At 71.0% G+C, this 20212-nt stretch carries 20 protein-coding genes; 8 read left to right on the forward strand and 12 right to left on the reverse strand.

Features of this window, described 5'->3' with window-relative positions; genetic code table 11:
• Positions 1-73 precede the first annotated feature (73 nt).
• Together IE94_RS0122925 and IE94_RS0122930 are read left to right on the forward strand one after the other, a co-directional pair.
• Positions 74-631 (forward strand): DUF6114 domain-containing protein, encoded by a 558-nt coding sequence (locus IE94_RS0122925; RefSeq protein ID WP_030187390.1) that lies wholly within the window; start codon positions 74-76, stop codon positions 629-631.
• On the forward strand, positions 621-2006 hold the full coding sequence (locus tag IE94_RS0122930) for a hypothetical protein (RefSeq protein WP_030187392.1): 1386 nt from the start codon (positions 621-623) through the stop codon (positions 2004-2006). The genes IE94_RS0122925 and IE94_RS0122930 overlap by 11 nt, the downstream gene beginning before the upstream one ends.
• A gap of 84 nt (positions 2007-2090) precedes the next feature.
• Here the strand turns inward: IE94_RS0122930 and pyk are convergent, their stop codons facing one another.
• From pyk to pta, 3 genes are all read right to left on the reverse strand, one after another.
• On the reverse strand, positions 2091-3521 hold the full coding sequence (gene pyk, locus IE94_RS0122935; protein ID WP_030187393.1) for a pyruvate kinase: 1431 nt from the start codon (positions 3519-3521) through the stop codon (positions 2091-2093).
• A gap of 74 nt (positions 3522-3595) precedes the next feature.
• Entirely contained in the window at positions 3596-4816 is a 1221-nt protein-coding gene (locus tag IE94_RS0122940) for an acetate kinase (RefSeq protein WP_030187394.1), read from the reverse strand.
• Complete coding sequence (pta, locus tag IE94_RS0122945; protein ID WP_030187396.1) at positions 4813-6906, reverse strand: phosphate acetyltransferase; 2094 nt, start codon at positions 6904-6906, stop codon at positions 4813-4815. The genes IE94_RS0122940 and pta overlap by 4 nt, the downstream gene beginning before the upstream one ends.
• Positions 6907-7139: 233 nt before the next feature.
• Here pta and IE94_RS0122950 point away from each other — a divergent pair, with 233 nt between their 5' ends.
• Positions 7140-8165, forward strand: a complete 1026-nt coding sequence (locus tag IE94_RS0122950) for an ATP-dependent 6-phosphofructokinase (protein ID WP_030187401.1) — start codon at positions 7140-7142, stop codon at positions 8163-8165.
• Between the two features lie 16 nt (positions 8166-8181).
• Here IE94_RS0122950 and IE94_RS0122955 read toward each other — a convergent pair whose 3' ends face one another.
• From IE94_RS0122955 to IE94_RS0122980, 6 genes are all read right to left on the reverse strand, one after another.
• A complete protein-coding gene (locus tag IE94_RS0122955; RefSeq protein WP_030187405.1) occupies positions 8182-8895 on the reverse strand; it encodes a helix-turn-helix domain-containing protein in 714 nt (237 codons plus the stop codon).
• An 80-nt stretch (positions 8896-8975) separates the two neighbouring features.
• Positions 8976-9857 (reverse strand): carbohydrate ABC transporter permease, encoded by an 882-nt coding sequence (locus IE94_RS0122960; RefSeq protein WP_030187408.1) that lies wholly within the window; start codon positions 9855-9857, stop codon positions 8976-8978.
• Between the two features lies 1 nt (position 9858).
• Entirely contained in the window at positions 9859-10803 is a 945-nt protein-coding gene (locus tag IE94_RS0122965; protein ID WP_030187411.1) for a carbohydrate ABC transporter permease, read from the reverse strand.
• Positions 10800-12182: an extracellular solute-binding protein gene (locus IE94_RS0122970; protein WP_030187414.1), complete on the reverse strand. Its 1383-nt coding sequence runs from the start codon at positions 12180-12182 to the stop codon at positions 10800-10802. Before IE94_RS0122970 ends, IE94_RS0122965 begins: the two co-directional genes overlap by 4 nt.
• Positions 12183-12280: 98 nt before the next feature.
• A complete protein-coding gene (locus IE94_RS0122975) occupies positions 12281-12472 on the reverse strand; it encodes a hypothetical protein (protein WP_030187416.1) in 192 nt (63 codons plus the stop codon).
• Positions 12473-12482: 10 nt separating this feature from the next.
• Entirely contained in the window at positions 12483-13334 is an 852-nt protein-coding gene (locus IE94_RS0122980) for a helix-turn-helix domain-containing protein (protein WP_030187419.1), read from the reverse strand.
• 158 nt (positions 13335-13492) lie between these two features.
• Between IE94_RS0122980 and IE94_RS0122985 the strand changes: the two genes are divergently transcribed.
• The gene (locus IE94_RS0122985; protein WP_063829731.1) at positions 13493-14029 is read left to right on the forward strand and encodes a sensor histidine kinase; all 537 of its coding nucleotides are present in this window, start codon (positions 13493-13495) and stop codon (positions 14027-14029) included.
• A gap of 34 nt (positions 14030-14063) precedes the next feature.
• On the opposite strand, the gene IE94_RS0122990 is transcribed toward IE94_RS0122985, so the two are convergent.
• Positions 14064-14447: a VOC family protein gene (locus IE94_RS0122990; protein ID WP_030187424.1), complete on the reverse strand. Its 384-nt coding sequence runs from the start codon at positions 14445-14447 to the stop codon at positions 14064-14066.
• 100 nt (positions 14448-14547) lie between these two features.
• Here IE94_RS0122990 and IE94_RS0122995 point away from each other — a divergent pair, with 100 nt between their 5' ends.
• Positions 14548-15135, forward strand: coding sequence for a hypothetical protein (locus IE94_RS0122995; protein ID WP_051777617.1), 588 nt, complete (start codon positions 14548-14550; stop codon positions 15133-15135).
• A gap of 246 nt (positions 15136-15381) precedes the next feature.
• Here IE94_RS0122995 and IE94_RS0123000 read toward each other — a convergent pair whose 3' ends face one another.
• Together IE94_RS0123000 and IE94_RS0123005 are read right to left on the reverse strand one after the other, a co-directional pair.
• Entirely contained in the window at positions 15382-16074 is a 693-nt protein-coding gene (locus IE94_RS0123000) for a response regulator (RefSeq protein ID WP_030187429.1), read from the reverse strand.
• Positions 16071-17744, reverse strand: a complete 1674-nt coding sequence (locus IE94_RS0123005) for a sensor histidine kinase (RefSeq protein WP_030187432.1) — start codon at positions 17742-17744, stop codon at positions 16071-16073. The genes IE94_RS0123000 and IE94_RS0123005 overlap by 4 nt, the downstream gene beginning before the upstream one ends.
• A gap of 154 nt (positions 17745-17898) precedes the next feature.
• Between IE94_RS0123005 and IE94_RS0123010 the strand changes: the two genes are divergently transcribed.
• The 3 genes from IE94_RS0123010 (at position 17899) to IE94_RS0123020 (ending at position 20190) form a co-directional block, all read left to right on the forward strand.
• Positions 17899-19299, forward strand: coding sequence for a cation:dicarboxylate symporter family transporter (locus IE94_RS0123010; RefSeq protein ID WP_030187434.1), 1401 nt, complete (start codon positions 17899-17901; stop codon positions 19297-19299).
• Positions 19300-19465: 166 nt separating this feature from the next.
• On the forward strand, positions 19466-19864 hold the full coding sequence (locus IE94_RS0123015) for a MerR family transcriptional regulator (protein ID WP_003973561.1): 399 nt from the start codon (positions 19466-19468) through the stop codon (positions 19862-19864).
• 11 nt (positions 19865-19875) lie between these two features.
• On the forward strand, positions 19876-20190 hold the full coding sequence (locus IE94_RS0123020; RefSeq protein WP_037923299.1) for a thioredoxin: 315 nt from the start codon (positions 19876-19878) through the stop codon (positions 20188-20190).
• Positions 20191-20212 lie beyond the last annotated feature (22 nt).

The following is a 20212-nucleotide window of genomic DNA, read 5'->3' on the forward strand; positions in this document are numbered from 1 at the left end:
GTCCTTCGGCCGCCTCGCGACGTGGCGGCCCAGATCACCACCACAGCAACGCTGTACCAGGGAGCTGTTTTCCATGAGCGCCGAGACTCCTGCCGCCGTCGGCCAGTTCACCCGCCGCAGGCTGCAGTTCCGAGGCTGGCGGGGCGCCAGGCCCTTCTGGGCCGGTCTGCTCGTCCTGCTCGGTGGCTTCCCGATCATGTACTTCCCGTACGCGCACCTGCAGTTCGGAAACCTGACGGTGGCGATGGCCACCACGGCCGGCGCCGGTTCTCTGATTATCGGCGTGCTCCTGGTCGTACTCGGCGTCAGCCTCTGGTTCCAGAAGCACGTACGGGTCTTCGCGGGAATCGCGGCGATTCTGCTCGCGCTGGTGTCCATTCCCGTCGCCAACTTCGGTGGCTTCGTCATCGGCTTCATGCTTTCGCTCGTCGGCGGTGCCCTGGCCGTGGCGTGGGCGCCGGGGGAGCCGGTCGAGCCGGGGTCGGCCAAGGGCGGCAAGGGCGAGGGCGGCGCCGTCGAGGGCTCGGGGAGCGACTTGGCTTCCGCCCCGTCCCTGAGCGCACCCGGGGGCGACGATCGGTCAGGAACGAGCCCGGCCAACGGGGCGAACGGGAGGCACAGTGCCGGCTGACGAGGTGAAGCACGGGATGGACGAGGAGACGTCCCGTGCGAGAACGGGGCCACGTCACGCGGCGCCCAGGAAGCCACTGTTCACCAGATTCCATGTGCCCACCGGCAAGGCGATAGCCCTGGCGGCGATGCCCACGGCGGTCCTCATGGGGCTGGGGTTCACACCGACCCTCGCCCTCGCGGACGGGAACGACCAGGGCGCGCCGTCGTCCAACAGTCTGACGGCGGACGAGTACAAGGCCTGTGTCGAGGCCATGGCGGACGCCGAGAAGGACGCGTCCGAGTCGCCCGCACCTTCGCCTTCCGCGACTGACGACGGCAAGCAGGACGGGACGGAGCCCAGTGCCTCGCCGTCGGCCGGGGACACGGGCAAGAAGCCGGGCAGGGACAAGGACGCGTCCTCTTCGTCGGATTCAGGTTCCGACGACAAGGACGACACGGCCGCCGGTGACAAGGCCGCCGACGGCGACAAGTCCGAGCCCGCTCCGAGCCCCTCCGCGTCCGAGGGCAAGGAATCGGTCGGCGCGAGCGCCGCCGAGCCTTCCCCCTCCGAATCGGAGAAGGGCGGCCTGCTGGAGGGCATCGGCGACGCCATAGAGGGCATCTTCACCGGTGGCGAGAAGGCCGAGGAGACCGCGAGCCCGACGCCGACCCCCTCGGCGTCCCAGAGCGCCGGCGACGACGCGTCCGACGTCGTGAAGGAGACCACCGACAAGGTCACCGGCACGGTGAAGGACACCGTGGACGGCGCGACCGACGCGGCGTCGAAGGCGGCCGAGGACACCAAGGACACGGTGGACAAGGCCGCGGAGGACGCCGAGAAGGCCGCGCAGGAGGCGAAGGACGAGGTCACCGCCTCGCCCAGCGCCGAGCCGTCCGAGAGCGCCGCGGTGGACCCGGAGGACTGCCCGGCCGCCACCGAAGAGGAGGGCGGTGTCGACAACACGCTGCCCGTGCCGGAGGACCCCTGGTACCTGGAGGCCAGCTCACTCACCCTGAAGGGAGCCTCCTACAAGGGCATCGTCGAGGTGAAGACGGCCAGTGGGGCGACGAAGAAGGTCCTGAAGTACGTCATCTCCAAAGGCACCGACATCGGCGACCTGCACCAGATCGTCAAGGACGACACGACCGGCAAGACTTACCACGTCCAAGCGGCCAAGGGCTCCACGTCCACGATCCGCGACGGCGACACGGTCATGTACACCGAGAGCATCTCGGGCAACCTGCTCGGGCTGATCCCGATCACCTTCGACCCGGAGAATCCGCCGCCGTTGGACATCCCGTTGATCTACTTCACGAACGTGAAGGTGGTGCAGGCCGGCCAGTTCGGCGGCACCCTGCACGTTCCCGGGCTGCACCAGTACATCACCGGCTGAGACCGCGGCCGCGGGCCACACCACCGAGGGCGCCCCCTGCGACAGGGGGCGCCCTCGGCGCGTACGACGGGAGAGGAGGAGCGGTCAGCCGCGCCGCGTCTCGCCCAGGTGGAGGACCCGCACCATGTTGGTGGTGCCGGGCACGCCGGGGGGCGAACCGGCGGTGATCACGACGATGTCGCCGTCGCTGAACCGGCCGAGGCGGGCCGTCTCCTGGTCCACCAGGTCGACCATCTCGTCCGTGCTGTTCACGAACGGCACCACGTGCGGCTCCACGCCCCAGCTGAGCGCCAGCTGGTTGCGGGTGGACTCGTCGGTGGTGAAGGCGAGGATCGGCTGGCAGGCGCGGTAGCGCGAGAGCCGGCGGGCGGTGTCGCCGGACTGGGTGAAGGCCACCAGGCCCTTGCCGCCCAGGAAGTCGGCGATCTCGGCGGCGGCGCGGGCCACCGAACCGCCCTGCGTGCGCGGCTTCTTGCCCGGCACCAGCGGCTGGAGGCCCTTGGAGAGCAGCTCCTGCTCGGCGGCGGTGACGATCTTCGACATCGTCTTGACGGTCTCGATCGGGTACGCGCCCACGCTGGACTCGGCGGACAGCATGACCGCGTCCGCGCCGTCCAGGATCGCGTTGGCCACGTCGGAGGCCTCGGCGCGGGTCGGACGGGAGTTGGTGATCATCGACTCCATCATCTGGGTCGCCACGATCACCGGCTTGGCGTTGCGCCGGCACAGCTCGATCAGGCGCTTCTGCACCATGGGGACCTTCTCGAGCGGGTACTCGACGGCCAGGTCGCCGCGGGCGACCATCACGCCGTCGAACGCCATCACGACGTCCTCCATGTTGTCGACCGCCTGGGGCTTCTCCACCTTGGCGATCACCGGGACGCGACGGCCCTCCTCGTCCATGACGCGGTGCACGTCGGCGACGTCCTTGGCGTCCCGGACGAAGGAGAGGGCGACCAGGTCGCAGCCCATGCGCAGCGCGAAACGGAGGTCCTCGACGTCCTTCTCGCTCAGCGCGGGGACGTTGACCGCCGTGCCGGGCAGGTTGATGCCCTTGTGGTCGGAGATGACGCCGCCCTCGATGACGATCGTCTTCACCCGGGAGCCCTCGACCTCGGTGACCTTCAGCTCGACGTTGCCGTCGTTGATGAGCACCTGGTCGCCCTTGGCGACGTCGCCGGGCAGGCCCTTGTACGTCGTGCCGCAGATCGTCCTGTCACCCGGGACGTCCTCGGTGGTGATGGTGAACTCGTCACCGCGCACCAGCTCGACGGGGCCCTCCGCGAAGGTCTCCAGGCGGATCTTCGGGCCCTGGAGGTCGGCGAGCACACCGATGGCACTGCCGGTCTTCTTGGCGGCGGCCCGGACCCGGTCGTAACGCCCCTGGTGCTCGGCGTGGGTGCCGTGGCTGAAGTTGAAGCGGGCCACGTTCATGCCGGCTTCGATCAGCGTGACGAGCTGCTCGTGGGAGTCGACCGCGGGGCCGAGAGTACAGACGATTTTCGAACGGCGCATGGGGGCCATCCTATCGGTTTGTTTCGGCGCGGAATATTCCGTCTGGCGGAATATACAAAAGGGCGGGATGCCGCTCAGGTGAGATTCGGATTCCCCGATTCATTTACCAGCGCGTAGGTCTGTGTCGCGATCTCCATTTCCTCGTCCGTCGGCACCACCGCCACCGCCACCCGCGCCCGCTCGGGCGAGATCAGCCGGGCCTCGTCGCCGCGTACGGCGTTCAGCTCGCCGTCGACCGCCAGCCCGAGCCCCTCCAGGCCCGCCACGGCCGCCTCCCGCACCGGCGCCGAGTTCTCCCCGACCCCGGCCGTGAACGCCACGGCGTCCACGCGTCCGAGAACGGCGTAATAGGCGCCGATGTACTTCTTGAGCCGGTGAATGTAGATGTCGAAGGCCAGCCGCGCCCGCTCGTCGCCGGCGTCGACACGGCGGCGGATCTCCCGCATGTCGTTGTCGCCGCACAGCCCGATCAGGCCGCTCCTCTTGTTGAGGAGAGTGTCGATCTCGTCGGCGGACATTCCCCCAACGCGCATCAAATGGAAGATGACGGCCGGGTCCATGTCTCCCGAGCGCGTACCCATCACGAGCCCCTCCAAAGGCGTCAGCCCCATGGAGGTGTCCACGCACCGCCCGCCGCGCACGGCCGAGGCGGACGCCCCGTTGCCCAGGTGCAGCACGATGACGTTCACGTCCTCGGGCGCCCTGCCCAGCAGCCGCGCGGTCTCGCGGGAGACGTACGCGTGCGAGGTGCCGTGGAAGCCGTAGCGCCGTACCCGGTGCGCGTCGGCGGTTGCGACGTCGATCGCGTAGCGGGCCGCGGACTCCGGCATCGTCGTGTGGAAGGCCGTGTCGAAGACGGCGACCTGCGGCAGGTCGGGGCGCAGCGCCTGCGCGGTGCGGATGCCGGTGAGGTTCGCCGGGTTGTGCAGCGGGGCGACCGGGACGAGCCGCTCGATCTCGGCGAGCACGGCCTCGTCGATCACCGTCGGTTCGGTGAAGCGCAGACCGCCGTGGACCACCCGGTGCCCGATCGCCGCCAGCTCGGGGGAGTCGAGGCCCAGGCCGTCCTTGGCCAGCTCGGCCGCCACCGCCTTCAGCGCCGCCTCGTGGTCCGGGACCGCCCCGCTCCACTCACGGCTGTCGCCCCCGGCCGGGGTGTGCTTCAGCCGCGAGGTCTCCTCGCCGATCCGCTCGACGAGGCCCACGGCGAGGCGCTCGCCGCCGCGCATGTCGATCAGCTGGTACTTCACCGACGAGGAGCCGGAGTTGAGCACGAGGACACGGGAGCCGGTCACAGGTCGGACGCCTTCTCACTGGGGGACTGCTGGGCCTGGATCGCCGTGATGGCGACGGTGTTGACGATGTCCTGCACGAGCGCGCCCCGGGACAGGTCGTTGACCGGCTTGCGCAGGCCCTGGAGCACCGGGCCGACCGCGATGGCGCCGGCCGAGCGCTGGACCGCCTTGTAGGTGTTGTTGCCGGTGTTCAGGTCGGGGAAGATCAGCACGCTGGCCTGCCCGGCGACCGCCGAACCCGGCAGCTTGGTCGCGGCGACCGACGGTTCGACCGCGGCGTCGTACTGGATCGGCCCCTCGACGCTGAGGTCCGGGCGGCGCGAGCGGACCAGCTCGGTGGCCTCGCGCACCTTGTCCACGTCCGCGCCGGAACCGGAGGTGCCCGTCGAGTACGACAGCATCGCGATCCGCGGCTCCACCCCGAACTGCGAGGCGGTCGAGGCGGACTGCGTCGCGATGTCGGCGAGCTGCTCCGCGTCCGGGTCCGGATTGACCGCGCAGTCGCCGTACACCAGCACCTTGTCGGCCAGGCACATGAAGAAGACCGAGGAGACGATGGCGGCGTCCGGCTTGGTCTTGATGATCTCGAAGGCCGGGCGGATGGTCGCCGCCGTCGAGTGCACGGACCCCGACACCATGCCGTCGGCGAAGCCCTCCTGCACCATCAGCGTGCCGAAGTAGTTCACGTCGGAGACCACGTCGTACGCCAGCTCCGCGGTCACGCCCTTGTGGGCGCGCAGGGCCGCGTACTTCTCGGCGAAGGAGTCGCGCAGCTCGCTGGCGGCCGGGTCGATCAGCTCGGCGCCGCCGAGGTCGATGCCGAGGTCGGCGGCCTTCTTGCGGATCTGCTCGACCGGACCGAGCAGCGTCAGCTCGCACACGCCCCGGCGCAGCAGCACCTCCGCCGCGTGCAGCACCCGCTCCTCGGTGCCCTCGGGCAGCACGACCCGGCGCAGGTCGGAGCGGGCCTGTTCGAGCAGCTTGTGCTCGAACATCATCGGCGTGACCCGGTCGCTGCTGGGGGCGGAGACCCGCTTGTTCAGCTCCGCGGTGTCGACGTACCGCTCGAAGAGGCCGAGGGCGGTCTCCGCCTTGCGCGGGGTGGCCGCGCCCAGCTTGCCCTCCAGGGAGAACAGCCGCTCGGCGGTGGGGAAGCTGTTGCCGGTCACCGAGAGCACCGGCGTGCCGGGGGCCAGCCGGGCGGCGAGGGTGAGGATGCCCTCGCCCGGCACCTCGTTCAGGGTCAGCAGGAGGCCGGCTATCGGCGGGGTGCCGGCGCTGTGCGCGGCCAGCGTGCCGATCACCAGGTCGGCGCGGTCGCCGGGCGTGATCACCAGGCAGCCCGGGGTCAGCGCGGCCAGCAGGTTGGGCAGCATGGCCCCGCCGAAGACGAAGTCCAGCGCGTCGCGGGCGAGCCCCGAGTCGTCGCCGAGGACGATCTCGGCGCCCAGGGCGTGCGCGATCTGGGAGACCGTCGGCGCGGACAGGGCGGGCTCGTCCGGCACCACCCAGCACGGCACCGGCAGCCGGTGCGCGAGCCGCCCGGCGATCTCGTCCCGGTCCTCGCGGGCGACCCGGTTGGTCACCATGGCCAGCACGTCGCAGCCCAGCCCGTCGTAGGCGCGGAAGGCGTTGTGGGTCTCCGCGAGCACGGACTCGGCGCTCTGCCGGCGGCCGCCGACGACGGGGAGGACGGAGGCGCCGAACTCGTTGGCGAGCCGTGCGTTCAGCGACAGTTCGTCCGGGAACTGCGTGTCCGCGTAGTCCGTGCCGAGGACGAGGACGACGTCGTAGTCCCGCGCGACCAGGTGGAAGCGGTCGACCAGCGCGGACACCAGCTCGTCCACGCCCTGCTCGGCCTGGAGGAGGGAGGCCGCCTGGTAGTCCATGCCGTAGACGGTGGCCGGGTCCTGCGAGAGCCGGTAGCGGGCGCGCAGCAGCTCGAAGAGCCGGTCGGGCCCGTCGTGCACCAGGGGCCGGAAGACGCCGACCCGGTCGACCTGCCGGGTCAGGAGCTCCATGACCCCCAGCTCGACGACCTGGCGGCCGTCGCCGCGGTCGATGCCGGTCACGTACACGCTGCGCGTCACGCGTGCTCTCCGTTTCGTCGGGGTGAGCGTTTCGTAGGGGTGCGGAACCCTCTTGACAGTACCTCTGGCGGCGGTTAAGGCGCCCGTCAGCCTCCGCCACCGTCCCGCCCTCCGTCCCACCCCTCGCCGCGCCGTCCGTCGCGCTGTGGGTCCGCCGTCGTCCACCGGCGCCCGGGCCGTGGAACAATTGGAGCGGCTCACCGGTGTCAACAGCGAGCAGGAGACACAGCACGATGCGTATCGGAGTTCTCACCGCAGGCGGCGACTGCCCCGGCCTGAACGCAGTGATCCGGTCGGTCGTGCACCGAGCGGTCGACAACTACGGCGACGAGGTCATCGGCTTCGAGGACGGCTACGCCGGGCTGCTGGACGGCCGGTACCGCACCCTCGACCTCAACGCGGTCAGCGGCATCCTCGCCCGCGGCGGCACCATCCTCGGCTCCTCCCGCCTGGAGCGCGACCGGCTCCGCGAGGCCTGCGAGAACGCCGGCGACATGATCCAGAACTTCGGCATCGACGCCCTGATCCCGATCGGCGGCGAGGGCACCCTCACCGCCGCCCGCATGCTGTCCGACGCGGGTCTGCCGGTGGTCGGCGTGCCGAAGACCATCGACAACGACATCTCCTCCACCGACCGCACCTTCGGCTTCGACACCGCCGTGGGCGTCGCGACCGAGGCGATGGACCGCCTCAAGACCACCGCCGAGTCCCACCAGCGCGTGATGGTCGTCGAGGTCATGGGCCGGCACGCCGGCTGGATCGCCCTGGAGTCCGGCATGGCGGCCGGCGCCCACGGCATCTGCCTGCCCGAGCGCCCCTTCGACCCCGCCGACCTGGTCAAGATGGTCGAGGAGCGCTTCGCCCGCGGCAAGAAGTTCGCCGTCGTCTGCGTCGCCGAGGGCGCCCACCCCGCCGAGGGCTCCATGGACTACGGCAAGGGCGCCATCGACAAGTTCGGCCACGAGCGCTTCCAGGGCATCGGCACCGCGCTCGCCTTCGAGCTGGAGCGCCGGCTCGGCAAGGAGGCCAAGCCGGTCATCCTCGGCCACGTCCAGCGCGGCGGCGTCCCGACCGCGTACGACCGCGTCCTCGCCACCCGCTTCGGCTGGCACGCGGTGGAGGCCGCGCACCGCGGCGACTTCGGCCGGATGACGGCGCTGCGCGGCACGGACGTCGTGATGGTGCCGCTGGCGGAGGCGGTCACCGAGCTGAAGACGGTGCCGAAGGACCGGATGGACGAGGCCGAGTCGGTCTTCTAGCCCGCGGGCCCGCTCCTCACGGGTGCTTCTCGACCGCCGACCAGAAGTGGTCCACGATGCGGTCGAGGAAGTCCCGGCCCCCGGCGCCGGAGTCGGGGGCGCCCCCGCCCCAGCCGAGGGTGGCGGCCATCCGCCCCTGGTAGTCCTGGTGCAGCACCTGGAGGACGTTCTCCAGCACCCGCCGGTCCAGCGGCGCCAGCTTGGCGATCGGGCGGACACAGCCCTGCCAGCGGGTGGTCACCGCGCTCGTCAGCAGGCCGGCCAGCTTCTCCTCGCGCCCGGTGACGGTCACGAAGTCGGGCAGCGAGAGGCCGAGCACGTCGGCGAGCCGGGCGGACTGCCGGTCGGTGCCGCGCCAGTCGTCCGCCTCCTCCATCCGCTGGTACGCCGAGAGCCCGAGCCCGACCGCACGCGCCACGTCCTCCGGTGCCAGACCGCGGGCGACGCGGTGCTCGCGGAGGGACTGCGGCCGGCCGATCAGCTCACCGGGCGAGCACCACAGCACCCCGGCGAGCGCGGTCAGTTCCGGGCCCTCGGGGGCGGCAGCCCCCCGCTCCCAGGCGACGACGAGGTCGGGCCCGACGTACGGCAGCCCGTACGAGGTCCGTATGCCGTGGGCGACGTGCTCGGGCCCCATGTTGAGGGCGGCACGCAGCCGGCGGGCGGCGAGGGCGTTGAACGGGGGACCCGACTGGCTCGGGCCGGGTGAGGGTCGGCGCACGCGCCACACCGTAGGGGTCCGGGGCGGCGCTGACTACGGGCTGTTCGGCCAGCGATACGGATTGTAGGAACGTACGGATCGGTGGGCGCTCACCCCTTGACCGCCCCGCCCAGCGCGAACCCTCCGCCCAGCCGCCGGGAGATCAGCACGTACAGCAACACGACCGGCGTCGAGTAGACGATCGAGAAGGCCGCCAGCTGTCCGTAGGCCACCATGCCCCGGTTGCCGAAGAAGTCGTTGATGCTGACCGAGGCGGGCATCTGGTCCGGGGAGAGCAGCAGCATGAAGGGGACGAAGAAGTTCCCCCACATCATCACGAACGAGAACACCGTCACCACCGCCACCCCGGGCCCCATCAGCGGCAGCACGATCCGCAGCAGCGACTGGAACGACGACGCCCCGTCCGTCCACGCCGCCTCCTCCAGCTCCTTCGGCACGCCGTCCATGAAGTTCTTCATCAGCCAGATGGCGAAGGGCAGTTGTGAGGCGGCGAAGAAGAAGATGGTCCCCTGCATGGTGTCGATCATGTTCACCCGGACGAACAGGGCGTAGACGGGCACCATGATCGCCGTGATGGGCAGGCTGGTGGCGAACAGGACGGTGAGCAGGAACGGCCGGTTCAGCCGGGACCGGAAACGGGAGAGCGGATACGCGGCGAGCGCCGCGCACACCACCGTCAACAGGGTCGCCCCGCCGCACAGGATCAGGCTGTTGAGCAGCGGGGTGAAGGTGATCTCCGGGGTGAGGATCGCGTCGAAGTTGTCCAGCGTGACCCCGTCGGGGACCTTGACCCTCAGACTGGCGTGCGGGTCCAGGGCCGACAGCGCCACCCAGGCCAGCGGCAGCACGAAGGCCGCGGCCGCCACCAGCAGCCCGGCGTCGGCGGCGGTGCGGCGCCGGGTGCGGCGCGAGGCGGGGGTGGTACGGCGGGCCGTCCGCGATGGCGGGCGGGGCGCGAGCGTGTCCGTCATCTCAGACCTCCGTGCGCAGCAGACGCAGGTACACGACCGAGAACAGCGAACCGATCAGCAACAGCAGCAGCGCCACCGCCGTGCCGTACCCGATCAGGCTGTTCTGGAAGGCCTGCTCGTACATGAACAGCGGCAGCGTCTGGCTCTTGCCGCTCGGCCCGCCCCGCGTCATCACCCAGATCAGCCCGAAGACCGACAGGGTCTGGAGGGTGTTGAGCATCAGGTTGGTGCCGATGGAGCGCCGGATCATCGGCAGCGTGATGTGCCACATCCGGCGCCAGCCGCTCGCGCCGTCGACCTCGGCGGCCTCGGTGACCTCCTGGGGGATCTCGTTCAGCGCGGCCGAGTACACCAGCATCGAGAACGCCGTGCCCCGCCACACGTTGGCGAAGGACACCGCCAGGATCGGCAGGGTGAACAGCCAGTTCTGGGAGGGCAGGTGCAGCCAGTCCAGGATGGCGTTGAGGGTGCCCTCGCGCCGGAAGAAGGCGTAGAGCAGGAAGCCCGCGACCACCTCCGGCAGCACCCAGGCCGTGACAACGATGCCACCGGTGAGCGTGCGGACCGGCTTCGACGCCCGCCGCATCAGCGAGGCCAGTGCCAGCCCCAGCGTGTTCTGCCCGATCAGCGAGGACAGCACGGTGAACACCAGGGTCAGCCATACGGCGTTGAGGAACGCCTCGTCCTTGAAGGCGCGGGTGAAGTTGTCGAAGCCGACGAAGGACTCCCGGGCCTGCCCGGTGAGCTGGAGGTCGGTGAAGGCGATGACCACGCAGTAGACGATCGGGCCGGCGAGGAAGAGCAGCAGCAGGACGAGGGCGGGGGAGACGGGCAGGGCGCGGACCAGGGACCGGCGGACGGCGCAGGACCGGCCGCCGGAGGCGGCCGGGGGCACCGGGGTCTTGCGGACCCCGCGCTCCGCCTGCTCCGGCGCGGCCGCCGTCACTTGCTCACCACCTGGTTGTCGGTGGCCTCCTTGAGCGCCTCGTCGTAGCCGCGCGCCGCCTCCTCGACCGACTGGTCGCCGGTCGTCACGCCCTCCATCGCCTCCTGGATGGCGACGGACACCTTCGGATACGCGGGGTAGGCGGGCCGGTAGTGGGTGTCGGCGACGAGGTCGGTGAAGAACTCGATGCCGGGCTGGGCGTCGACGTACGCGGGGTCGTTCGCGACGTCCTCGCGGACCGAGATGCCGGAGTTGGCGATGTACCACTTCTGGGCGTTGGCCTTGGTCTGCATCGTCTTGATGAACTCGAAGGCCAGGTCGGGGTTGCCGGCCTTGGCCGGGACGGCCCAGGTCCATCCGCCGGACATGCTCACCCTGCCGGGAGCCTGCCCGTGCTGCGTCGGCATGGCGGCGAGGCCGAGCTCCTTCGACCACTCGGGCCACTCGTGCCCGCTGCCCTCCAGCCAGTCCTGCGGCAGCCAGGAGCCGTCGAGCGCGATCCCGAGCCTGCCCTGCGGCAGCAGCTCACCGCGCACCTTGGTGCCGAAGTTGGGGTCGAGTGCGTCGGAGACCTCGGGGCCGAGCTTCTCCTTGTACACGGTCTCGACGAAGGAGAGGGAGTCCTCGAACCCCTGCCCCGCCGTGATCCACTTCTTGCTGCCCTTGTCGTACAGCGGGTCGGAGCCGCCGTCCCCCGTGCCCGTGCCGTACAGCAGCATCTCGAAGCCCTGCATGGTGGCCGCCTCGCCGGCGGGCTTGCCGGTGTAGACGTTGAGCGGAGTGACGCCGGGGACCTTCTCCTTGATGGCGCGGGCGGCGTCCAGCACCTCGTCCCAGGTCTTCGGCTGCCAGTCGGCGGGCAGCCCCGCCTTGGCGAACACGTCCTTGCTGAACCACAGTCCCCGGGTGTCGGTGCCGTCCGGCACGCCGTACGTCTTGCCGTCCTCGCCCTTGGCCGCCGCCTTCGCCGTGTCGATGAACTGGTCCCAGTCCTTCCAGTCGGCCAGGTAGTCGTCGAGCGGCTTCAGGTACCCGCTGGTGATGTCGGAGTTGATGAGGAAGGTGTCCTCGTAGACCAGGTCCGGGGCGGTCTTGGGGGAGCGGAGCATCTGCTGGAGCTTGGTGTAGTACTCCGAGTCGGGTGCCTTGATCGGCACCAGCTCGACCTTCTTCCCCGGGTTGGCCTTCTCGAACTGCTTCTTGATGTCGCCGAGATAGGTGTCCATCACCTTGATGGAGTTGTCCGTCGACTGCTTGAAGGAGACCTTCACCGTGTCCGGATCACTGCCGGAACCGCTCCCGCAGGCGGCGAGCGAGGCGGAGGCGAGCGCGGTGAGGGTGAACAGGGCGGTGAACCGGACGGTGGGACGCACGGGCATGACCTCCTACGGGCACACGACGCTGTGGCCTGGACGGCTGCGTGGCGAACGTAAGAGGAGTGGTCTAGTCAGGTCAATGCGTGTGCGCGGGATTAGCCCTAGAGGAGGTGATCCGCCTTGCCGGACTTGATGTCGCGGATGAGGGTACGGAGCGCTTCGCGGCTGTCGGTGAGGTAGCGGTCCTCCTGCCCGGCGACGGCGATGTAGGCGTTGCCGTGGGGGTCGGTGCCTATGCGGAAGCAGTTGGCTCCTTCTCCGCAGAACGGGTCTTCCCAGGTGATGTCGTTCATTGCTGCTCTCCTAGAAGTCGTGGGCCAGGGCATGGACGAGGTCGCGCGAGGCGGGCGGGGAGAGTGCGAGAGCCTGAGCGGCGTCAAGCTGGGCGCGGTACTTGGCAAGCTGGCCCTCGTCGTCGATGAACTCCGGGCCGTGGGTGCTGTCGAGCTCGACGGTGTCGAGACGGGAGACAGCCGCCTCGGCGTAGACGACGGACTGCCCGGCCCCGGGGAAGCCGCCCGCATGGAACGGGATGACTCGCAGGGTCACGTTCCCGCGCTCGGACATGCGCAGCAGATGCTCCAACTGGCGCCGCGCGACCGTGGGGCCGCCGAACTCCATGCGCAGAGCGGCCTCGTGGAGGATCACGTCGAGCGCCGGCGGACTCGGACGGTCCAACACCTTCTGACGTTCGACCCGATGGGCGACGCGGACGCTGATGTCGTCCGAGGGCAGCCGGGGGATCACGGCGTCGAACACGGCGCGGGCGTGGTCCTCGGTCTGGAGCAGCCCCGGCAGGTGCACAGTGACGGCGATGCGTAGGCGGGCGGCGTGCCACTCCATCTCGGCGATGTCCAGGAAACCGTCCCGGAGCCGCCCCTTGTACGCCTCCCACCAGCCCTTCTCGCGCCCGGCGGCCATGGCGGCGAGCGCCTCGACGAGCGCTTGGTCGGTACAGCCGTAGTTTCGCGCGAGGGTGCGCACGCGTTCCGCGCTGATGCCGGAGCGCCCGGATTCCATGTTGGGCACATTGGTGCGCGGGACGTCCAGCAGTGCGGCGGCGCGCTCCGTGGTCATCCCGGCCGCGACGCGCAACTTGCGCAACTCGGCCCCGAGTCGACGCTGACGCTCCGTCGGAGCGCTCCTCGGCGGCATTGGTCCTCCCGTTCTGCGGTGTGCTGGGACAGTCTGCCGCTGGTGTGAATGGACGGTCCACCGAGGACTTCGAGGAGAGTAGTACACGTACTCCACTCGTGCGCTACAGTCGGTGATGAGTCGCTTACGTTCAGGTGTCGCCATCAAGGGAGTTGCCCATGTCCGCGTCCGTAGCCTGTCCTGTCTTCGCCGAGGTGTCGGACCTCGCGCCGCCCACGCCCGAGACGCTCACCTGCAGCTTCACCCTGCCCCCCGGCCCGGCCAGCCCGCGGATCGCCCGGGTCACGGCGCGGGCGGTGCTCCACGGGCACGGGCTGGACGACATGGCGGACGCGGTGGTCCAGGTGGTGGGGGAACTCGCCGCCTGCGCCTGCCGATTCACGCCGAGGGACGAGGTGTACGTCTCGCTGCGCTACCGGGAGGGCACCCTGCGGGTGGTGTTCTACGACGGGCACCGGCGGCACGAGCACCCCCGGCTGATCGCGGCCTGCGACGCGCGCAGGCGGTCGGCGCTGCGGGTGCTGGGCTGCGTGGTGCGGGCCTGCGAGGGGGAGTGGGGAATCGGGGAGGCGCGGGAGCCCGGGGGCGGGACGCGGATGTGGGCGGTGGTGCCTCGGCGTGGGGCTCGGGTGTATGCGGGGTCGGGTGCGGACAGGCGGCCGGGGCCGGATCGGGAAACGCTCGCCGTGTCATGACGTGCCGTCACCGGCCGGGCGAACGGCGCCTGGTCTACTCGTCGTCGCGGCACAGACAGAAAGGGTGGCCGGCCGGGTCGAAGAGCACCCGGACGTTCTCCCGTGGCTGGAACTCCGCGAGCGTGGCGCCCAGGGTCATTGCCTCGGTGACGGCCGAGTCCAGGTCACCGACCTGGAAGTCGAGGTGCATCATCGGGCGCTGGTCGCCGTCGGCCGGTGGCCACACCGGAGGCCGATAGCCCTCCGCCTGCTGGAACACGAGGAACGGTCCCTGCGGTGAGGCGGACACGATGGCCGTCCCCGGCTCTTCGTGCCCGAGGTGCCAGTCGAGGAGTTCGGCGTAGAACCTCGCCAGACCGCTCGGGTCCGCCGCTTCGATCGTGGTGCCCCACCACATGCCGCCTGTTCGAGATCGCATGCTCGAGCCTATCCGAGAGCCCCGCGCACGCCGCTACCACCGGAGCGGTGGCCTCGACGTCCGGCATAGTCGTAAGTTACCGCCGGGAGAAGGGGGCCGCGTGCCTGAACAGGACGTCACCGTCGGGCAGTTGCTGCTCGCCGAGTACGAGAGCGTGAAGAGCGAGCAGCGGGCGAGGATCGGCTTCCGGGACAACCTCCTCTACGTGACGCTCGCCGTCGTGGCCGGTGTCATCGCCGCCACGGCCCAGGCCAAGCAGCCCTCGATGCTCCTCGCGCTGCCGCCGGTGTGTCTCGTCCTCGGGTGGACCTACCTCGTCAACGACGAGAAGATCTCGGCGATCGGGCTCTACGTCCGGGACGATCTGGGGCCCAGGCTGGCCGGACTCGCCGCCCACGGCAGTGGATTCACGACCTTCGGGTGGGAGGCGTACCACCGCACCGATACCCGGCGCCGGTCCCGCAAGGCGATCCAGACCGTGATCGACCTGACGGCCTTCTGCGCGGTACCCCTGGCGGCGCTGGTCGTCTTCTGGGCGGACGGCGGCTCCGGTGGACTGCTCGTCGCCCTCTCGGTGCTGGAGGCGCTCGCCGTGGCGGGGCTCGCGGCGCAGGTCGTGCGGTACGCGAAGGCGGCGGCGCCCCGCTGCCGGGTCAGGGAACGTCGCGCGGGGGAACGGCACTGCTGACCACCCTGGCCGAGGCCGAGGCCGAGGCCGAGGGCGGGACGGGGGGCGGTGGACGCGAAGGGGCGACGACGCCGAGCGGGCCCGCGCGTGCTTGACCCGGCTCGCGGGTGCCTGCGACGGGGCGTGCTCGCCCGAGGAGGCCGAGTCGGCCCGCAGGGCGGCACCCGCGCAGGACGCGGGCCGCGGACGCCTACGAACGGGTCGGCTCGCCCGGCGAGGCCGAGCAGGCACGCAGGGCCGCGCGGCTCACCGGCCCCGCACCCACCGGTAGACCAGCTCCGGCCGCCCCACCTGCCCGTACTGCGGGCTCCGGCCCGCCCGGCCCGCGTCCACCAGGTGCTCCAGGTAACGCCGGGCCGTGATGCGGGAGATGCCCACCGCCTCGGCGACCCCGGCCGCGGTGAGGCCCTCGGCCGAGCCGCGCAGGGCGCCCGTCACCCGCTCCAGCGTCGGACCGCTCAGGCCCTTGGGCAGGGCCGCCGGGCCGGGGGCGCGCAGGGTGGCCAGCGCCCGGTCCACCTCGTCCTGGCCGCTCGCCTCCCCGGCGGTGCCCCGGAACTCCGCGTACCGCACCAGCCGGTCGCGCAGGGTGGCGAAGGTGAAGGGCTTCAGCACGTACTGCACGACGCCCAGCGAGACCCCCTCGCGCACCATCGTCAGGTCCCGCGCCGACGTCACCGCTATCACGTCGGTCTGATGCCCCGCCGCCCGCAGCGAACGGGCCAGCTGGAGTCCGTGCACGTCCGGCAGGTGCAGGTCGAGCAGGAGCAGGTCCACCGGGGTGCGGTCCAGTACGCGGCGGGCCTCCGCACCCGTGTGCGCCTTGCCGACCGCGACGAACCCGGGCACCCGGCCGACGTACATCACGTGCGCGTCGGCGGCGACCGGGTCGTCCTCGACGACCAGGACCCGGATGGGCTGCGAGTCCGCGCCGCTCACACCGCACCCCCGGAGCCCGGTCTGCTGCCCGTCACCGCCGCCGGTGCCGCCCCGCCGCCCCCGGCGTCGCCCAGCGGCAGCCGGGCCTCGAAGCGGGCGCCGCCGCCCTCCGCCTCCGCCACGGTCAGGGAGCCGCCGTGCCGCCGTACCGCCTGCCGGACCAGGGCGAGGCCGAGGCCCCGTCCGCCCTCGTCGGCCGGCTTGGTCGAGTAGCCCCGCTGGAAGACCAGGTCGGCATGGGCGGGATCGACCCCGGCGCCGGTGTCGGACACCCGCAGCACCAGCTCGGAGCCGTCGGTCCCGGTGCCTTCCGTGTACGCCGCCACGGTCACCCGCGAGGGCACCGCGCCCTGTGCCGCGTCCACCGCGTTGTCCACCAGGTTGCCCAGGATCGTCACCAGGTCCCGGGCGGGCAGCGACGGCGGCAGCAGTCCGTCGTCCAGTCGGCCGTCCTGCGACACCACCAGCTCCACTCCCCGCTCGTTGGCCTGCGCCGTCTTGCCCAGCAGCAGTGCCGCGAGCACCGGCTCGCCCACCGCCGCCACTACCTGGTCGGTGAGGGCCTGCGCCAGCTCCAGCTCCGCCGTGGCGAACTCCACGGCCTCCTCGGCCCGCCCCAGCTCGATCAGCGAGACGACCGTGTGCAGCCGGTTCGCCGCCTCGTGCGCCTGGGACCGCAGGGCCTGCGTGAAACCGCGCTCCGAGTTCAGCTCGCCCGTCAGCGACTGCAGCTCGGTCACGTCCCGCAGCGTCACCACCGTGCCCCGGCGCTCACCGCCGGAGACCGGCGAGGTGTTCACCACCAGCACCCGCTCCGCCGCCAGGTGCACCTCGTCCACCCGCGGCTCCGACGCGAGCAGCGCCCCCGTCAGCCGCGCGGGCAGCCCCAGGTCCACGACCGAGGTGCCGACCACGTCACCGCGCACGCCGAGCAGCTCCCGCCCGCCGTCGTTGATCAGCGCGACGCGGTAGTGCCCGTCCAGCATCAGCAGCCCCTCCCGCACCGCGTGCAGCGCCGCCTGATGGTAGTCGTGCATCCGGCTCAGCTCGTCCGCGTTCATCCCGTGCGTGTGCCGGCGCAGCCGCGCGTTGATCACGTACGTGCCGACCGCGCCGAGCAGCAGCGCCCCGGCCGCCACCCCGGTCAGGGCCGTGAGCTGCTCCTGCGCCCGCTTGCTGATCTCCTCGACCTTGATGCCGGCGGAGATCAGGCCGACGATCCGACCGCCGTCCACGATGGGCGTGACCGCCCGTACCGAGGGGCCGAGCGTGCCCGTGTACGTCTCCGTGAAGGTCTCGCCCCGCTGAGCGCGCTCGATGTGGCCCTGGAAGGGGTGGCCGATTTGCTTCGGTTCGGGGTGGGTCCAGCGGATCCCCGACGGATCCATGATCGTCACGAAGTCCACGTCGGTGTCCTGCATGACCCGCACCGCGTACGGCTGGAGGCGCGCCGTCGGGTCCGGGGTGCGGATCGCCTGTGCCACGGACGGCGAGTCGGCGATCGCCAGCGACACCGCACGGGCCTGGCGCCCGGCCGCCTCCTCCGCCTGCCCCCGGTCGCTGAGGTAGGTGAACAGCGCGTACCCGACCACGACGACCGCTATCAGGACGGCCTGCATGGCGAAGAGCTGCCCCGCGAGGCTGCGGGGTCTGGGGACGCGGAGGTGCATGCCGACAGTCTCCACCTTGGCTGGATTGTGAACTAAATGAACGCAAGGGTGACCGCGCTCACACGCCGGGAGATAGTCACCCCGTCCCCGATACACACCCCCGGACGTGAGCCGCACGCCGGTGATGCCGACGACGTCGTCAAGGAGGGCCGCCGTGACCAGCAAAGCCGCTACGGCACCTGCCGCACCCAAAGCCAAGCGCGACCGCACGCACTATCTGTACATCGCCGTGATCATCGCGGTCGCCCTCGGTATCGCCGTCGGTCTGATCGCCCCGGACTTCGCCACCGAGCTGAAGCCGCTCGGCACCGGCTTCGTGAACCTGATCAAGATGATGATCTCCCCGATCATCTTCTGCACGATCGTGCTGGGCATCGGTTCGGTCCGCAAGGCCGCCAAGGTCGGCGCGGTCGGCGGCATCGCCCTGGTCTACTTCCTGGTGATGTCGCTGGTGGCGCTCGCCATCGGCCTGATCGTCGGCAACATCCTGGACCCGGGCACGGGTCTCGCGGTGACCGACGCCGTCAAGGAGACCGGGCAGGCGCAGGTCGACGCGGAGGCCAAGGGCACCGTCGACTTCCTGATCGGGATCATCCCGACGACGATCGTCTCGGCGTTCACCGCGGGCGAGGTCCTGCAGACCCTGCTGGTCGCCCTGCTCTGCGGCTTCGCCCTGCAGGCCATGGGCAACGCCGGCCAGCCCGTCCTGCGCGGCATCGAGCACATCCAGCGGCTGGTCTTCCGGGTCCTGGCGATGATCATGTGGGCGGCCCCGGTCGGCGCGTTCGGCGCCATCGCCGCCGTCACCGGCTCGGCGGGCGTCGACGCCCTCAAGAGCCTGGCCGTGCTGATGCTGGGCTTCTACGTGACCTGCTTCCTCTTCCTCTTCCTGGTGCTCGGCACGGTGCTGCGCCTGGTCGCCGGGATCAACGTCTTCTCGCTCTTCAAGTACCTGGGCCGCGAGTTCCTGCTGATCCTGTCCACGTCCTCGTCGGAGTCGGCGCTGCCGCGCCTGATCGCGAAGATGGAGCACCTGGGCGTCAGCAAGCCGGTGGTCGGCATCACCGTCCCGACCGGCTACTCGTTCAACCTCGACGGCACCATGATCTACATGACCATGGCCTCGCTGTTCATCTCGGACGCCATGGGTACGCCGATGTCGATCGGTGAGCAGATCCCGCTGCTGCTCTTCCTGCTGGTGGCCTCCAAGGGCGCCGCCGGTGTCTCCGGCGCCGGTCTCGCCACGCTGGCCGGCGGCCTGCAGTCGCACAAGCCCGCCCTGGTGGACGGCATCGGTCTGATCGTCGGCATCGACCGCTTCATGAGCGAGGCCCGCGCGCTGACCAACTTCGGCGGCAACGCCGTCGCCACCGTCCTCATCGGCACCTGGACCAAGGAGATCGACAAGGACCGGGTGAACGAGGTGCTGGCCGGCCGGGTCCCGTTCGACGAGAAGACGCTCCTGGACGACGGCCACGGCACCGCCGAAACGGACGGCGGCGACACCCCGGACCTGCCCGAACAGGGCGGCGAGAAGGAGCTGGCGCGGGCCTGACACCCGTACGGCGCCCCTGCCCGCCGGGGCCGCTCCCGCACACGCCGGGCGGCTGAGGTTCTCCCCCCGTCGCTCAACCGCCCGGTCCCCCGAAGAAGCCCCGCGCCCTCCCCCCGGCGCGGGGTTTCTTGCCTTGACGTCCGCGTCAAGGCTTACGTTCGTCGGCATGCGAATCGGCGAGCTGGCCGCACGGGCCGGGACCACCACGCGGACGCTGCGGTACTACGAGTCGCGGGGTCTGCTGCCCGCACGGCGGGGCGGCAACGGCTACCGCACCTACGACGAGGACGACCTGAAGCTGCTGCGGCAGATCAGGACCCTCCAGGACTTCGGGTTCGACCTGGAGGAGACCCGCCCCTTCGTGGAGTGCCTGCGCGCCGGGCACCCCGAGGGCGACTCCTGCCCGGCGTCCCTGGTGGTCTACCGGCGCAAGCTGGCCGAGCTGGACACGCTGATCGAGCAGCTCACGTCGGTGCGCGCGCAGGTCGCCGCGCAGCTGACGCGGGCCGAGGCGGCGGCTCCGGGGGGTCCGGAGCCCAAGTGCGAACTGGGAGGACACGGATGAGGACCAGCGGTGTGCCCGAGGTGACGGACGCGGAGTTCGCGGCGGAGGTGATCGGGTCGGACCTGCCCGTGCTGGTGGAGTTCACCGCCGACTGGTGTCCGCCGTGCCGGCAGATGGCGCCGGTGCTCGCAGCCCTGGCGCAGGAGGAGGGCGACCGGCTGAGGGTGGTGCAGCTGAACGTCGACCAGAACCCGGCGACGACGAACGCGTACAAGGTGCTGTCGATGCCGACCTTCATGGTGTTCCGCGGGGGTGAGCCGGTGAAGTCGATGGTCGGCTCCCGGCCCAAGCGGCGGCTCCTGGAGGAACTGGCCGACGTGCTCTGACCGGCCCGGCAGACCGGCCCGG

The organism is Streptomyces violaceorubidus (assembly GCF_000717995.1).
Lineage (GTDB): Bacteria > Actinomycetota > Actinomycetes > Streptomycetales > Streptomycetaceae > Streptomyces > Streptomyces violaceorubidus.

Excerpts from the sequence above, each read along its gene's own strand:
- IE94_RS0123015 (WP_003973561.1), top strand. The coding sequence starts at position 19,466 with ATGCGAATCGGCGAGCTGGCCGCACGGGCCGGGACCACCACGCGGACG.
- IE94_RS0122985 (WP_063829731.1), top strand. The coding sequence starts at position 13,493 with ATGTCCGCGTCCGTAGCCTGTCCTGTCTTCGCCGAGGTGTCGGACCTC.
- IE94_RS0122970 (WP_030187414.1), bottom strand. The coding sequence starts at position 12,182 with ATGCCCGTGCGTCCCACCGTCCGGTTCACCGCCCTGTTCACCCTCACC.
- IE94_RS0122990 (WP_030187424.1), bottom strand. The coding sequence starts at position 14,447 with ATGCGATCTCGAACAGGCGGCATGTGGTGGGGCACCACGATCGAAGCG.
- IE94_RS0122980 (WP_030187419.1), bottom strand. The coding sequence starts at position 13,334 with ATGCCGCCGAGGAGCGCTCCGACGGAGCGTCAGCGTCGACTCGGGGCC.
- IE94_RS0122950 (WP_030187401.1), top strand. The coding sequence starts at position 7,140 with ATGCGTATCGGAGTTCTCACCGCAGGCGGCGACTGCCCCGGCCTGAAC.
- IE94_RS0122925 (WP_030187390.1), top strand. The coding sequence starts at position 74 with ATGAGCGCCGAGACTCCTGCCGCCGTCGGCCAGTTCACCCGCCGCAGG.
- IE94_RS0122960 (WP_030187408.1), bottom strand. The coding sequence starts at position 9,857 with ATGACGGACACGCTCGCGCCCCGCCCGCCATCGCGGACGGCCCGCCGT.
- IE94_RS0122975 (WP_030187416.1), bottom strand. The coding sequence starts at position 12,472 with ATGAACGACATCACCTGGGAAGACCCGTTCTGCGGAGAAGGAGCCAAC.
- pyk (WP_030187393.1), bottom strand. The coding sequence starts at position 3,521 with ATGCGCCGTTCGAAAATCGTCTGTACTCTCGGCCCCGCGGTCGACTCC.
- IE94_RS0123005 (WP_030187432.1), bottom strand. The coding sequence starts at position 17,744 with ATGCACCTCCGCGTCCCCAGACCCCGCAGCCTCGCGGGGCAGCTCTTC.